Here is a 13,625-nt window from a genome sequence, read left to right as displayed (position 1 = left end):
AGCACCGCGCGCGGTGCTTTTTTATTGGCGATTACCAATGGGTATCAGCGCCCGGGTTCGTCCTGCACTTCGGTCTTGTCGTCTTCTTCACTGACAGCGTCAGCTTCATAGTCGCCCAGCATAGATTCAAATTCCTCAAAGCTTTCCAACTGCTCGTCGTCTAAGGCCTTGTCACCGCTTTTACCGTCAGTCACCCGGAACTCAAGGTTCTCAAAGTACGCGTTTTTCACAAAGGCATAATCGTCGATAGCCTGTTCCAGCTGCTGCTCTTGTTCAATAAGCGCAGCCCGGCTCTCCAGGGCAGAAATCACGTAGCGGGCAATGGCGAAGTTACTGTTTAACACCGCCATGGGGTAGTACATGCCATCGACCACGTTACCACTAAAGCTGCGTGGATCGCTCGGCCCCAGCGCAGGCAGCATTAAAAAAGGGCCGGTGTCTACGCCCCATACGCCTAACACCTCACCAAATTCCTCTTCTTCTGCTTCTATGCCCATTTTCGTCGCCACATCAATGGTGCCGAAGATACCCACTGTGGAATTCACCACAAACCGGGTGAGACTGTCCATGCTCTTATCCACTTTGCCCTGAAACAGGTTATTGAAGAAATTGGCCGGCTCCTGAATATTATTCGCCGCGTTAACCAGGCCGGTACGTGCAAACTGGGGCATGACTGTCACATAGCCTACGGTGACAGGCCGGATCAAATACGTGTCCAGCACCTCCCAGTTAAAATCCCACATGAGGCGGTTAACCGGTTCCAGTGGATCTCTTGGGTCGCCTTGCTGATTGGTTTCTGCCGCGGCTTGTTGTTCAGCGTTCTGCGAGGCGCAGCCGCCCAGAATAACAACAGAGAAAAGCAGGCTGAACAGGGCCGCGCGGTTCAGTGATATCACATGAGTTCCTTATCGATGATGAGAGTTAAAGAGTTACGTTTGCCGGTCTCCACGTCCACAACAGTCTGGCCCTGCAGTTCACCGGGCGCCGCAGCTACATCACCGTCTGCGGATATGCGCGCAGTAACAATGGCCTGACTAAGCTGCGCCAGTGAATAATCGGGCATCATGGCATTATCCTCAGAGAGCGTGACAGAAACAGGAAAAGATTGTAACGGCATTTTAATGACCGCTGCAGGCATGCGGTTATCAGACTCGGCGTCCTGCGCAAACACAATCAGATAACCAGTCTCCGGGAGCGAAGCTGCCAATGACTCTGCCAGTGAAATTGTTAACTCGAATCCGGTCTGCGCGGTTTGCGGCTGTTGCGACGGGGCTGAGGGAGCGCCTGCTGTTCGTTGTTCCAGTTCGGCCAACCGTTGTTGCAAACGCTGACGCATGTCGTTGTCTGCCGCCAGTTTGTCTTTTACCTGGTCAAAGTACTTACGGGTGTTCAGTGCATCACCTAATTGTGCCGACGCCACCGCCATCATCAGCGCCAGATTGTCATTCGCAGGGTTAGCCACCAAAAGTTGTCGGAGCTGTTGTTGCGCTTGCTGAAGTCGGGTTTCATCGCCAGTGGCCATCAGGGCCTGAGCATAGGTAATTCGATACTGGCGGTTTGCAGGCACCAGCGCCATGGCTTTTTGGATGGCTTCCAACGCCTGCGCGTCCTGACCCAGTGCCATCTGTAAACGGCCAAGATACATCCAGCCCTGATCATCTTCAGGAGCAGAGCGTAAGCGGGTACGGATGGCCAGCGCCAGATTGGCAACATCTTCCGAGGTAAAATTCTGCATATCCCCGCTACGCAGCTTGTCACTTAACTCCCCCAGGGAACTGATGGCGGCTTCCGCTCTCATCACCTGTTGCATCTGGTTCGCATGCCAGTACACCACGCCAGCTGCCACAACGGCAACTACACCGCCGGCTATCAGCGGCAGGGTCGCTTTCCCCTGTTTGGTATGGGTGAAGTGGCTTTCGTCCACCAGCGCCAATTTCAGTTCATCACTGGCCTGACGTTTATCACGCTCTGATATAAGTCCTTCACGGGCTTCGCGATCTAATTCAGCTAACCGTTGGCGGATGATCTGCGTATTACTTAAACTGTCTTTTTTTGCGTGATTGGCGCGTTTCAGCCACGGAAACGCGACTAACAAAATCACCAGTGTCAGCAGACCCGATACAATCAGGTAAAACTCAGCCCAGCTCATTCTTGCTCCCGTTTTAGCATTTCATCAGCTTTCGCCAGTTTCGCTGCCATATCTTCCGGGAGTTCCGGACGTCGGCGTCGTACTATTACCATCACAGCGACCCCCGCAAAAATGACCGGCAGTGCCCACAACCACAACGTCGCGGCATTCACCGGTGGCTGATAATGCACGAAATCACCGTAGCGCGCTTTCATATAGTCTATGATTTGTTCTTCAGATTGCCCCTGCTGCAGCAGGCTGTAAATTTTGCGCCGCATATCGTGGGCAATCATGGCATCGCTGTCAGCAATATTCTGGTTCTGGCACATGGGGCACCGCAGCTCTTCTGTAAGCCGCAAAAAGGCAGCCCGCTGACTGGGGTCCTCGAACGCAAAATTATCTTCCGCCGCCATCACCGCAGTACTCAAAAGCAGTAATAACAGTAACCCGTATTGACGTACTATCATGGCTCACCTGCCTGTGCAGACGCTTGCTGCATCTCTGCAACGAGCTTGCGGTATACCGGCCCCACCTTATTGTTCCACACGCGTTCATTAATATCGCCCACATGATGCAGGCGAATTACACCGTGGTGGTCGATAACAAAATGTTCCGGTGCGCCGGTGACCCCTAAGTCCAGCGACGTATCCCGGTACACATCAAAAATATTGTATGTATAGGGATTACCGAACCGGGCCAGCATATTGGTTACTTCCTGCTGCACCCGGCTAAGTGTTTTCGTCCCGAAGTCGGGATCCAGGTCCTGATCAAAGTACAGCCCGACGAACCTAACCCCTTGTTGCTGGCGAAGCTCAGTGAGATAAGGCATTTCTACTGCACAGGTCACACACCACACACCCCACACATTGAGGATGGTCACATCCCCTTTGAAGCTGCTCTGGGTATACGTGATGTCCGGATCCATCAGGTCAGGTAGTTCAAACGTTGGCAGTGGCTTGCCGGTCGCCTGTGAATCAAGCGCCCGGGGATCCGAAAACAAGCCCTGAAACAGAAACACCACCAGCAGTACAAACAGCACCAGCGGAATAGCCACTAAGGGTAATTTTCTCATGCACTTTCTCCACTGGTTGCCGGGGTAAGCTTGTCCACAGCTTGCTTAAACCGGGCGACCTTGGCCATGCGATAGCGGCGATCCGAGATAGAGCACACACCGCCTAGAGCCATGATGGCTGCTCCACCCCAAATCCAGATAACGAACGGCTTGATGTAAATCCGCACGGCCCAGGCACCATCATCTAGTGGCTCACCCAGCGCAATAAACAAGTCCCGGGTCAGGGTGGTATGAATGCCGGCTTCCGTCATAGGCATCCGTTGTACCGTGTACATGCGCTTCTCTGGCTCCAGATGCACGAGCTTATTACCGTCACGATAGACATCAAAAATGCCCACGTCGGCGGTATAATTAGGGCCGTCACGACGAACCAGGTCGGTAAACGTAAACTGATATTCCCCCAGTGTGACGGTCTCTCCTGTTTGCATGCGTACATCACGCTCTGTCTCGTAGTTAGACACCAGCGTTATACCTATCAGCGTCACCGCGAAGCCAACGTGACCGAGGATCATCCCCCAGTGACTGGGGGTCAATTGTCTGAGTCTGGCCACTACCGACAGATTGTCATCAGGTATGGCAGAGACACGCTGCATGACTTCCTGTACTGACGACACTAATATCCAGAAAGCCAGCACCAGTCCCAGTACAGCCAGGTACGTCGGGGCGTCGTAAGTAACATTGACCAGCAACCCGGCGCTAACGGCCAGACCAAAAGCGATGAGCAGCTGCTTTTTCATCGCCGCAGCCTTTTGCTGTTTCCAGCGTGTTAGTGGCCCCAGCCCCAGTGCCAGCACAAAGGGGACAATTAACAGCGTAAACATCTGGTTAAAGAAGGGCGCGCCCACTGATATGGAGCCCAGGCCCAGCTCTTTGTGCACCAATGGTAATAAGGTACCCAGTAACACCACCAGCGTAGCCGCACACAGGAAGATATTATTGCCCATCAACAACACTTCCCGGGAAAACAGCTGATAACGACCGGGGGAGCGCAATTGCGATGCACGCAGCGCAAACAACACCAGCCCTAATCCGGACAGCACCACCAGGATCCCGAGGATAAACAACCCGCGGGTTGGGTCGCTGGCAAACGAATGCACCGATACGATGACGCCGGAGCGGACCAGGAAGGTGCCCAGCATACTCAGTGAAAAGGCAGCAATGGCCAGCAGCACAGTCCATGATTTAAAGACTTTTCGTTTTTCCGTCACCGCCAGCGAATGCATCAGGGCCGTTCCCACCAGCCAGGGCATGAACGAGGCGTTTTCTACCGGATCCCAGAACCACCAGCCGCCCCAGCCTAGCTCGTAGTACGCCCACCAGCTGCCCAGTGCAATGCCCACGGTGAGGAATGCCCACGCGGCAATCACCCAGGGACGCGACCAGCGCGCCCAGGTGGAATCTAGCTGGCCGGAAATTAATGCAGAAATGGCAAACGCAAAGGCCACTGAAAACCCCACATAGCCCATATACAGCATAGGGGGGTGGATAATCATGCCGAAGTCTTGCAGCAAGGGGTTCAGGTCTCTGCCGTCGACCGGGAAAAAAGGCAACATGCTGTCAAACGGGTTCGAGGTGAGCAACATAAACAGGTAGAAGCCAATACACACCATCCCCAGCACAGACAATACGCGGGCAACCATCGCCAGGGGGATGCCTCGGCTGAAGATTGCTACGGCTACCGTCCATATAGACAGCATCAGCACCCACAGCAGGAATGAGCCTTCATGGCCTCCCCACACCGCCGTCACCTTGTAGTACAGCGGTAGCTTGCTATTAGAGTGCTGGGCCACATAGGCCACCGAAAAGTCATCCACCACAAAGGCGTAGGTCAGACATCCGTAGGCAATCGCGGTAAAAATGAATAGCCCGATGGCCAGAGGTTTGGCGGTAGCCATCAGGGTGTCATGTTGACGCTGTGCGCCCCACAAGGGGTAAACCGCAAGCAGCACCGACAGTACAAATGCCAGGGTAAGTGCGATATTGCCTAGCTCTGGGATCACGGTTGTCCCCCTGCATTGTCAGGCTTTACGTGGCGGATCCCTTTCATTTTTTCCGCCAGTTCCGGCGGCATGTATTCTTCGTCGTGCTTGGCCAGTACTTCCTGCGCTTTAATGGCGTTTTGCGATACCAGCACCCCAGTGGCCACAATGCCCTGCCCTTCACGGAACAGATCCGGCAAAATGCCGCTGTAGGTCACTGTTACCGGTGGGCCGGTATCGACCAGATCAAAGCTTACCGCCAGCGATTCGCTGTCCCGGGAGACCGTACCAGGCACGACCATGCCACCGATGCGCAAGCGCTGACCTATCTGCGGTTTTTGGCCGTTCTTGCCTTCAATAATTTCTGATGGCGTGTAGAACAGATCAATGCTGTCGTTTAAGGCATACAACATCAGGCCAATGGCACCTGCCACCAGCACGGCGACTGTACCGACAACGGCCAGTCTTTGTTTTCTTCTGGGATTCATGAATACAACTCTCTACACCAACTGGTTATTCTGTGGTTTGTACCACGTTATCGCCGGTACGTTGTCTTGCTTTTTTTATACGTGCCTGCCGGGCTGACTCAGCCAACACCCGACGCAGTAACTTTTTGTGATTGTAATGACTGGTAACGGCCAAAATTACCATGGCCACTGCCGTTACTCCAAATGACAGCCACACGTAAAACCCGTAGCCGCCCATATGAAGAAACGCCGCAAAGCTTTCAAACTGCATGGCGGTCTCCTTCGGCCTTGTCTGCCATCGCTTTCACCCAGGGCCGCTGCATTTCGCGCAGAATAATTTCATTCCGCATGCGCATCACAGTCACTGCCGCAATGAATAGCGCAAAGCCCAATAAATTCAGTAACAGCGGCCACAGCATTTCCGGTGCAATTGACGGTTTATCAAACTTGCTGATAGTGGCGCCCTGATGCAGCGTATTCCACCATTCGACCGAATAGTGAATGATGGGCACATTAACCACCCCCACCAGCGCCATGACGCCGGCGGCCTTGCCGCCCTGCAGCTTGTCATCGAAAGCCCCATATAGGGCAATGACGCCAAGGTATAAAAACAACAAGATCAATTCTGAAGTGAGCCGGGCGTCCCATACCCACCACGCGCCCCACATGGGCTTGCCCCAGGCCGCACCGGTAAACAATGCAATAAACGTCATCACTGCGCCCACCGGCGCCATGGCAATCATCGCCATAAAGGCAGTGCGCCATTGCCAGACCAGCCCCACAACCGCGGCGACCGCCATTGCTACATAGGTGCTCATCGACAGAATGGCAGACGGTACATGAATGTAAATGATGCGGAAAGAATCACCTTGTTGGTAATCCTGCGGCGCGAACGCTAAACCCCATACAGTGCCTACCGCCAGGCACAATAAGGCACCTGCCCAGAACCAGGGTTGCAGGATTTGACATAACTGGTAAGCACGCTCGGTTTTAGCGTAAGGGTGTAACCACTTCCACATCAGTTCTGACTCACTCTCAGCGAATACGCGATTGCAAACGGAGATACAGCGATCGCCAACAACAACATGGCGCCTATGATAGCAAGTTGTGGCAGATAAGGTAATTGCAGGGCCGCAGAATCCACCGCAGAGGTGGCAAAAATCAGTAACGGAATAAATACCGGAATTAATAGCAATGCCAGCAGGATCCCGCCACGCTGAACGCCCACCGTGAGCCCAACCGCAATAGCGCCAACAAATGAGAGTAACGGGGTGCCGAGTAACAGGGTAAGCAACAGCGCTACATACATATCCAGTGTCAGGTTCAAAAACATGGCAAGCAGCGGGGACATGATCAGCAGCGGTCCGGTGCTGACTAACCAGTGGGTGAATACCTTGATCGCGGCTATCAGCGACACCGGCAGACCCGAGAGCATCAGTTGTTCCAGGCTGCCATCCTGAAAGTCTTCTCTGAACAGCCGCTCCATGCCTAACAAAGAAGACAGAATAGCGGCAATCCAGATAACACCGGGGCCGATTCGTTGTAAGGTTTCCGGGCCCGGCCCAATCCCCAGCGGAAACAGGGTGACCACCATCAGCATAAACATCAGGGGTTGGACGAGCTCAGCGCGATGCTGAAAAGCCAGTGCCAGTTCGCGTTTTAACACGCCGCGGTAGAGGGCTCTCAAAAACGGTACTCCAAATCGAAATAACGATGGGTGCCCGCCCTGGCGCTTAACGGTTGATGAGACGTGGTGATAATGGCACCGCCTTCATCTACATGCTTTTTAAAGGTCGTCTCCAGCAAGGCCACGCCTGCTGTATCCAGGGCTGTAAACGGTTCATCGAGTACCCAAAACCGGGCTGGCTTAAGCCATAACCTGGCGAGGGCGACGCGACGTTGTTGTCCAGCTGATAACATGGCCACCGGAATATCTTCCAGTCCTGTTACGCCGACCACGTCCAGCACGTTCACTATTTGGCTTTCGGTCACTGTCACCTGATGCTGTGCGCACCAGTAGGTCAGATTATCCAGCGCGCTCAGCGCACTGCTCAGGCCACTTTTGTGACCGAGATAGATACTTTGCCGGTAAAATTGAGACTCGCTATGCTGCACCGGCGCATGATTAAAGGTGACTTCTCCGGCCTCCGGCATACTCAAGCCAGTCAATAAGCGCAATAGGCTGGTTTTGCCGGCTCCATTGGGCCCCCTGAGGTACATCAGCTCCCCAGTCTGCAACTGCAGGTTTAAATTTTCAAATAGAACGCGGTCACGCTTAATACAGGTAAGCGACGTCGCCACAAGCCCAGTCAAGCCGGCACCTTTTAGCTCAAAAAAATTGCCGGTAAGTCTACCATACCCAGCCGACTTCGCATCCTTCCCGCGTTAGCGAATTTTTAGAAAATGTGATTTACTGCTTACAGCCGCGACGGGCGACGCTCAATGACCCACAGCCACTGCCGATAACAGCATATGAATATTCAGATCCCCGACATTGCCAGCCTGACTACGTCCAGGCAGAATGTCGCCTCGCTCACCGCTGATAAGCTGGCGCAGGCGGCCAGCCTGGCCACCGCGGCAAAAATAACTATTGCCCGTTTACCGGAGCATGTCCTTCGCATTGGCGTGCCCTCGGCAGGCGCGTCACTTAAACTCGATGTAAAAGCGCCCGCGACGTTACCGGTGCCTGACAAGGCCTATATTGCCAGAACGTCGCAGCAGCCTAATACCGGCGTGATACTCAGCCAGCAACAAACCCAGACAGAGCAGCCACTGTCGCCCAAGCTCGAAGCCGCGCTCACCCGCCATGTGACGAAGGCGATATCTGCGCAGCCGGCTACCCAGTTCAGCGTGACCACCACGGTAGCCGCTGTTTCATCCGGCGCGATTGAGCTGCATGTAAAAGGCGAAAGCCGGGCGCCTGCACTGCGTTTGCCGCTGAGTGAGACCAGTCACACACTAAAACCCGGTGACCCTGTTACGGTGAAAGCCAGCATCAACAGCAAAGGGAACTGGTCTGTAACGCTTACTCCTGACCAGCCTCGCCTTAACAGTGGACTACAGGCTGCGCCGCCAACTTTCAACCTCAAGCCCTCCGCAATAACCCCGCCGGTTATTGATTCGGTAGTGAATGCCCGTTTGCACCAGCAGGGGTTAATAGTAACGACCAAGGAGGGTAGTGCGCCACCGCCTGCGTTAAAAGCGCTGTTGAACCCTGGCCCCGTCACTGGGGTGCGAAGTCCGGCTGTCGCCACTGCCAGCAATATTCAGATACATCAGTCGACGGCAACCGCTTCGCGGGTGCAGTTACATCCGGTGGCGAGCCTCACACTGCCTGCAACGAGCAACGCTGAAAGCGCCCTCCCCATGCTGTCCAAAGCAGTGTTGCCGGAAACGTCGTTCACAAAACTTCCCCGCCTGCAGCAGATCGGTGATATCAGTCAGCCTTCTAAGCAGGCCACTGTCACCGGACAGGGAACGTCGGATACGCCGCCTCGGTTTAACTTGTCAGGTGAAGAGCAACGTAACGTTCATCAGCAAATTATTGCCCTATCCCGGCAACTGCTGAAAGACACCGGCTCCACCCGGGAGGCGCTGGTGTTACTTGTTCAAAACCTAAAAAATGCGCAAGGGAGTGTGAGTCCAGCCTCCCAACCCGCTGTGGCAAAGTTACTGTCTTCGCTACAGGCCATGACGCCAATGCCGGCACTGCCCGGCGCAGGGGAGGTAGAGGGAAATAAAGACAGTGCGGGGCAATTATCTGCCAATCCCCGTAGCCCGCTTCCGCAGCAATTGCAGGCGTTGTTCGCGTCCCCGACGCTGCCGTTGACCGCCACCCAGTTAATGAACCCGGCCACTTCGAACAGCATGGTAGCCGGACTGGTAGCGCTACTTCATGTCACCCTGGCAGGCCGGGCGATTAACCGCCAGCCAGGTTTGCAGACCCAGGCCGACGCGCCAGATCAAATGCTGCATAAATTGGTGGGCGGTGGCGGGGGTGCCCAGGGTAAACCCGCGGCCGGCCGCGTCAGTCAGGAACTGGCGCAGTTTGAAAGCCGTAACCCCTTTATTCAGCAAATAAAAACCCTGCTGGCTAACCATCAACAACACAAACTCGCCCAGGTGGACAGCCGGTTACAGGGCCAGGAGAGTTTGTTTTATGTGTTGCCGGTGACAGCAGAAAAAGGTTCGCCGCCCGAGATCCTTATCCGCCCGGAAGAACGGGGTGGCCATGCTGCCAGAAAACAGGGCGAAAATGGCAAACTGTGGAATGTGACGATGAAGCTGGATATTGGCAATCAGGGCGAGCTGCTGGCGAAATCGCGCATCGACAATGAGAGTATTACCCTGGATCTATATACCTCAACCGACACGCTGCTGGTCAGTGTGCTTGATACTTTACCTTACCTGAAACGCAGGCTGACTGAACTCGGGCTGGAGGTGGCCGGTGCCAGTTGTCAGCGGGGCAAAATTCCGGCTACGCTCAATGAACGCCCGTATCATATCTTTGAGACCCAGGCATGAAGTCAAAAATTAAACGCGCCATTGGCCTTAAATATAAGGCCGGCGATAAGAAAGACGCCCCAAAAGTCATTTCGAAAGGCTATGGTGAGCTGGCAGAGGCTATTATCAATGCAGCCGAAGAGGCCGGGGTGCTGGTACACGAAGATCCGTATCTTAGCGAGGTGCTGGCCACCCTGGATATGGGCCAGGAAATCCCCGAGTCATTGTATTTCGTGATTGCAGAACTGCTTGCCTATTCTTACGTATTACAGGGCGAAGTGCCGGCAGGCTGGGAAAAGCACCTGCCGGGCATGACCCACAAGGTATGAAGATAAAAAGCCACAGCCACCCCGTTCTCAGGGTGTTGCCATAAAGAGAGCGCTTCCAAAAATTTGATCAATTGCTCATCCTGAACTACGTTTCTTATTCTGAAAATATCCAATGAGCTAACGCAAATTTTATCGTAGAACGGGATTTATAAATTAAACACACAATAATTTGTAGCTCGTTAACCGTGCATTTTCTGTCTGTTTTTTTTACAACTGAGTGATTAGGAATTTTCAACAGTTTGCAAAGGGAATTAAAAAACAAACAATTAAGAAAGAAGGCATGGGATATGCAGTTTATAATATAAACATGGCAGCCACTACTGGCTAACAGCCCATAATCAAAACAAGAACACGTTCAGTTAATACGAAATAATGAGAAACTCCAGAACTATTGACCCTGGGTGTTTTCGCGTTCATTTTTAACTACGACGTAAGGATTTTCTTGTTTTCTGGCTAAGGATCAAGCTAATGAACAACGAATGCAACCAGTTAATTGTTACCGGCACTCAGCCTCAACTTCTGCACGTCGTATGCAATGACCTGGCGCCTTACGTGCCTTGTACTGTGTCCGCTTTCTCAGAGTACACGTTTAACAACGACACTGCACCGCCCATCATGGCGTACGTGATGTCAGATTTAAGCAAGAAGCATCATTACAACATTGCTATGTTGAAACATAAGGGATGTGTTCACTTAACCGTTTTTGCAGAGCATGCCACGGTGCCTACCATGTGCGAACTCTTGCGCTCACATGTTGACGACATAGAGTTGCTGCCGCTTCACCCGGCACAATGCGAGCGTTTGCAGGATGTTATCCTCCCTAGGATAGGGTGCGATAGTGATGCTTACACGCACACTTCTTTAGATATTCAGTCGTTGTTAAGTGTTCAATGTGCCATAAACTTCGAAGAGATTGTGCAGCTTGTGGAAGAACATTTTTGCGCCAAACTTACATTAGCAAAAGTAGCCAGCCAGCTAAACCTGAGCCCCAGCCGTGTAAGCCACCTTTTTAAAGACGTGTGCGGGATTGGGTTCAGGCATTATCTGACCTGCCGCCGACTGGAGGAAGCGGAAACATTGCTGGCAAACCCCAGAGCAAATATCACCAGCGTTGCGTTTGAACTGGGCTTTTCAAGCCCATCCCATTTTTGTAAAGCGTTTAAAGAAACCTTTGGTCTTACGCCCCGCTCGTATATGGCCGGCAACCGACAGTTTTCACTGGATGAACGGTTTACCCGCTACCAGCGCCTCAGGCTAACCATATTGCCAAATATCATTCGCCTGGCTCATCCGGTTGTCCCCGCTCATCGCACTCAAATGCACAGTGTTGGATAATTCGCGCTGATGTACCTGAAAGTTCTGCTGGCCAGTGTTGCTTTCACCATGGCGTTTGCCACACTGGCCAGTCAACCGACTCCTGAAGAGCGACAATTGCTGTGGTTTAACCACGCCCAGCCCAGCGTGTCAGCCATGGAGCTAACAAGCTTAATGGCTGATTTAGGCTTGCGCACATCTTCACTGCTCAATGATGAGGAATTAAAGAACATTGAGCACACGGATGAGCACCTTACCCAAAGCCTGCTGGCGATTAATCATGTTATTATTGGCCATCAGCTGAACACGACGAAGCTTACGTACCAGGACATAACCGCGGCGCATGCGCAAGGCACACTCTCCGCGCTGATCGACGGACAGTTGCCACAATTTCCCGAGGTTATGGCACTTCGCCGTGCGATCACCAAAATGCGGCGGTTAAGCCAAACGCCCTGGCCAACACTGCCCGACAACTTTACGCCTAAACTGGGTCAGCGGCACCAGCATATCGCGGCACTAGTCGCTATTCTGGTTCGGCTGGGTGATTACCGGCTGGCCAGCCCCCGCCTATGGAATGACTATACCCCGCAAGTGCAACAGGCCATTAAACGTTTTCAACATCGCCATAGCTTGCCTGCCAATGGCAAATTAAATAAGGAAACGCGCAAATGGCTGGCCCTGCCCCCGGCACGCAGGCTGGCAATCTTGCAACAGAACCTGTATCGCTGGTTATCGATGCCGGCTGTTCCCCCTGAGCAGTATGTGGTGGTTAACATACCAGAGTTCACTCTGGCCTACCGTCAGCATGGCCATACCTTATTAACCATGCCGGTAATTGTGGGCGCCCCCGCCACGCCCACTCCCATCATGGTGACGGAAATTGACAGGATAACGGTGAATCCGCAGTGGGTACCACCGGCCAGCATTGTGATAAATGAGCTGTTACCCCAGGTAGCCGCATCGCCGGGTTTGCTGGCTTCGCAGAACTTTCACTGGGTGAGCCGCAAAAACTGGCGTGACACCCAACCCGTGTCATCCGGTTTAAACGACCCCAGAGCACAATACCGTACCCATTTATTGGTGCAGGGGCCGGGTTCAGCCAATGCACTAGGAAAGTGGCGCTTTAATATAAAAAATAACGATGCCATTTACTTGCATGACACCCCGGTGAAACACCTGTTCTCTCGCGCCAACCGCGCACTCAGTCATGGCTGTGTGCGCCTGGCGGCGCCGGACAAACTCGCCACACTGCTGGATGCCACTATTCAACCAGTGTCACTCTCCGCTGCCACACACCACCGCCGACTCACTCACCCTGTTCCGACCTACCTGAATTACCAAACTGTTGTTGAACAAAACGGACAGCTGCATTGGCTGCAGGATATTTACCATCTGGATGACTCGCAATTTCGTTATACGGTTTCGCAACTGAGTGCCACAGAACGCAATTTGATGAAATAAACCGCAATTTACTGTAAGCGCTCCACCTTCATTCTCCACTAGGCTGTGTAGACCAACTAATCAGGGAGGCTTGTCCGTCATGATTGGGAGGGATTATTTTTCCTTTTTACCTTTGGAGACAGGTATGAACAACGTAACAACACTGCTACAAAATTTTATTGAAGATGAGTCTGGGTTAACTGCCGTGGAATATGCCATTGCCGGTTCGCTGGTGGTTGGTGGTTTAGTGGTTTCATTTACTGAACTGGGAACAGCCACCGAATCATCGATACAAAATCTTTGCACAGCTGCAAACGCAAGTGCCACATGTGATGGCTCTAGTGCTACTACGACTACAACTAACCCGTAAACTTAGTAAAGTCAGCCGAGAAA

General features: G+C 53.1%; 15 protein-coding genes. 5 read left to right on the top strand and 10 right to left on the bottom strand.

Annotated features, from left to right (window positions below):
- Nucleotides 1–44: 44 nt before the first annotated feature.
- From OCL06_RS09805 to ccmA, 10 genes are read right to left on the bottom strand one after another with little or no spacing between them, the layout of a single operon-like run.
- Nucleotides 45–893, bottom strand: coding sequence for an MlaA family lipoprotein (locus tag OCL06_RS09805; RefSeq protein WP_262994852.1), 849 nt, complete (start codon nt 891–893; stop codon nt 45–47).
- Nucleotides 893–2,149 (bottom strand): c-type cytochrome biogenesis protein CcmI, encoded by a 1,257-nt coding sequence (gene ccmI / locus OCL06_RS09800; RefSeq protein ID WP_262994014.1) that lies wholly within the window; start codon nt 2,147–2,149, stop codon nt 893–895. The genes OCL06_RS09805 and ccmI overlap by 1 nt, the downstream gene beginning before the upstream one ends.
- Nucleotides 2,146–2,595, bottom strand: coding sequence for a cytochrome c-type biogenesis protein (locus tag OCL06_RS09795; RefSeq protein ID WP_262994012.1), 450 nt, complete (start codon nt 2,593–2,595; stop codon nt 2,146–2,148). The genes ccmI and OCL06_RS09795 overlap by 4 nt, the downstream gene beginning before the upstream one ends.
- A complete protein-coding gene (locus tag OCL06_RS09790) occupies nt 2,592–3,200 on the bottom strand; it encodes a redoxin family protein (RefSeq protein ID WP_262994010.1) in 609 nt (202 codons plus the stop codon). The genes OCL06_RS09795 and OCL06_RS09790 overlap by 4 nt, the downstream gene beginning before the upstream one ends.
- A complete protein-coding gene (locus tag OCL06_RS09785) occupies nt 3,197–5,200 on the bottom strand; it encodes a heme lyase CcmF/NrfE family subunit (RefSeq protein ID WP_262994008.1) in 2,004 nt (667 codons plus the stop codon). Before OCL06_RS09785 ends, OCL06_RS09790 begins: the two co-directional genes overlap by 4 nt.
- Nucleotides 5,197–5,667: a cytochrome c maturation protein CcmE gene (gene ccmE / locus OCL06_RS09780; RefSeq protein WP_262994006.1), complete on the bottom strand. Its 471-nt coding sequence runs from the start codon at nt 5,665–5,667 to the stop codon at nt 5,197–5,199. The genes OCL06_RS09785 and ccmE overlap by 4 nt, the downstream gene beginning before the upstream one ends.
- A gap of 25 nt (nt 5,668–5,692) precedes the next feature.
- Nucleotides 5,693–5,917, bottom strand: coding sequence for a heme exporter protein CcmD (ccmD, locus tag OCL06_RS09775; protein ID WP_262994004.1), 225 nt, complete (start codon nt 5,915–5,917; stop codon nt 5,693–5,695).
- Nucleotides 5,907–6,665, bottom strand: a complete 759-nt coding sequence (locus tag OCL06_RS09770) for a heme ABC transporter permease (RefSeq protein WP_262994002.1) — start codon at nt 6,663–6,665, stop codon at nt 5,907–5,909. The genes ccmD and OCL06_RS09770 overlap by 11 nt, the downstream gene beginning before the upstream one ends.
- Nucleotides 6,665–7,333 (bottom strand): heme exporter protein CcmB, encoded by a 669-nt coding sequence (gene ccmB, locus OCL06_RS09765; protein WP_262994000.1) that lies wholly within the window; start codon nt 7,331–7,333, stop codon nt 6,665–6,667. The genes OCL06_RS09770 and ccmB overlap by 1 nt, the downstream gene beginning before the upstream one ends.
- Nucleotides 7,330–7,947, bottom strand: a complete 618-nt coding sequence (ccmA, locus tag OCL06_RS09760) for a cytochrome c biogenesis heme-transporting ATPase CcmA (protein ID WP_373318479.1) — start codon at nt 7,945–7,947, stop codon at nt 7,330–7,332. The genes ccmB and ccmA overlap by 4 nt, the downstream gene beginning before the upstream one ends.
- Before the next feature lie 171 nt (nt 7,948–8,118).
- Between ccmA and OCL06_RS09755 the strand changes: the two genes are divergently transcribed.
- The 5 genes from OCL06_RS09755 to OCL06_RS09735 all read left to right on the top strand — a co-directional run bounded on the left by OCL06_RS09755 (nt 8,119) and on the right by OCL06_RS09735 (nt 13,602).
- The gene (locus OCL06_RS09755) at nt 8,119–10,170 is read left to right on the top strand and encodes a flagellar hook-length control protein FliK (RefSeq protein ID WP_262993996.1); all 2,052 of its coding nucleotides are present in this window, start codon (nt 8,119–8,121) and stop codon (nt 10,168–10,170) included.
- Nucleotides 10,167–10,478: an EscU/YscU/HrcU family type III secretion system export apparatus switch protein gene (locus OCL06_RS09750; RefSeq protein WP_262993994.1), complete on the top strand. Its 312-nt coding sequence runs from the start codon at nt 10,167–10,169 to the stop codon at nt 10,476–10,478. Before OCL06_RS09755 ends, OCL06_RS09750 begins: the two co-directional genes overlap by 4 nt.
- 468 nt (nt 10,479–10,946) lie before the next feature.
- A complete protein-coding gene (locus tag OCL06_RS09745) occupies nt 10,947–11,813 on the top strand; it encodes a helix-turn-helix transcriptional regulator (RefSeq protein ID WP_262993992.1) in 867 nt (288 codons plus the stop codon).
- Between the two features lie 9 nt (nt 11,814–11,822).
- Nucleotides 11,823–13,253, top strand: coding sequence for a L,D-transpeptidase family protein (locus OCL06_RS09740; protein ID WP_262993990.1), 1,431 nt, complete (start codon nt 11,823–11,825; stop codon nt 13,251–13,253).
- A 124-nt stretch (nt 13,254–13,377) separates the two neighbouring features.
- Entirely contained in the window at nt 13,378–13,602 is a 225-nt protein-coding gene (locus OCL06_RS09735) for a Flp family type IVb pilin (RefSeq protein ID WP_262993988.1), read from the top strand.
- Nucleotides 13,603–13,625: the final 23 nt, after the last annotated feature.

Origin of the sequence: Alteromonas salexigens (genome assembly GCF_025628895.1) — a bacterium.
In the GTDB taxonomy this organism is placed as follows: domain Bacteria; phylum Pseudomonadota; class Gammaproteobacteria; order Enterobacterales; family Alteromonadaceae; genus Alteromonas; species Alteromonas salexigens.
This window is presented reverse-complemented; position numbering and strand designations above follow the sequence as displayed.

What these genes read in the sequence shown, in the direction of transcription:
- ccmI (WP_262994014.1), bottom strand. Translation starts at nt 2,149, where the DNA reads ATGAGCTGGGCTGAGTTTTACCTGATTGTATCGGGTCTGCTGACACTG.
- OCL06_RS09795 (WP_262994012.1), bottom strand. Translation starts at nt 2,595, where the DNA reads ATGATAGTACGTCAATACGGGTTACTGTTATTACTGCTTTTGAGTACT.
- OCL06_RS09790 (WP_262994010.1), bottom strand. Translation starts at nt 3,200, where the DNA reads ATGAGAAAATTACCCTTAGTGGCTATTCCGCTGGTGCTGTTTGTACTG.
- ccmE (WP_262994006.1), bottom strand. Translation starts at nt 5,667, where the DNA reads ATGAATCCCAGAAGAAAACAAAGACTGGCCGTTGTCGGTACAGTCGCC.
- ccmD (WP_262994004.1), bottom strand. Translation starts at nt 5,917, where the DNA reads ATGCAGTTTGAAAGCTTTGCGGCGTTTCTTCATATGGGCGGCTACGGG.
- OCL06_RS09770 (WP_262994002.1), bottom strand. Translation starts at nt 6,665, where the DNA reads ATGTGGAAGTGGTTACACCCTTACGCTAAAACCGAGCGTGCTTACCAG.
- OCL06_RS09755 (WP_262993996.1), top strand. Translation starts at nt 8,119, where the DNA reads ATGAATATTCAGATCCCCGACATTGCCAGCCTGACTACGTCCAGGCAG.
- OCL06_RS09750 (WP_262993994.1), top strand. Translation starts at nt 10,167, where the DNA reads ATGAAGTCAAAAATTAAACGCGCCATTGGCCTTAAATATAAGGCCGGC.
- OCL06_RS09745 (WP_262993992.1), top strand. Translation starts at nt 10,947, where the DNA reads ATGAACAACGAATGCAACCAGTTAATTGTTACCGGCACTCAGCCTCAA.
- OCL06_RS09740 (WP_262993990.1), top strand. Translation starts at nt 11,823, where the DNA reads ATGTACCTGAAAGTTCTGCTGGCCAGTGTTGCTTTCACCATGGCGTTT.
- OCL06_RS09735 (WP_262993988.1), top strand. Translation starts at nt 13,378, where the DNA reads ATGAACAACGTAACAACACTGCTACAAAATTTTATTGAAGATGAGTCT.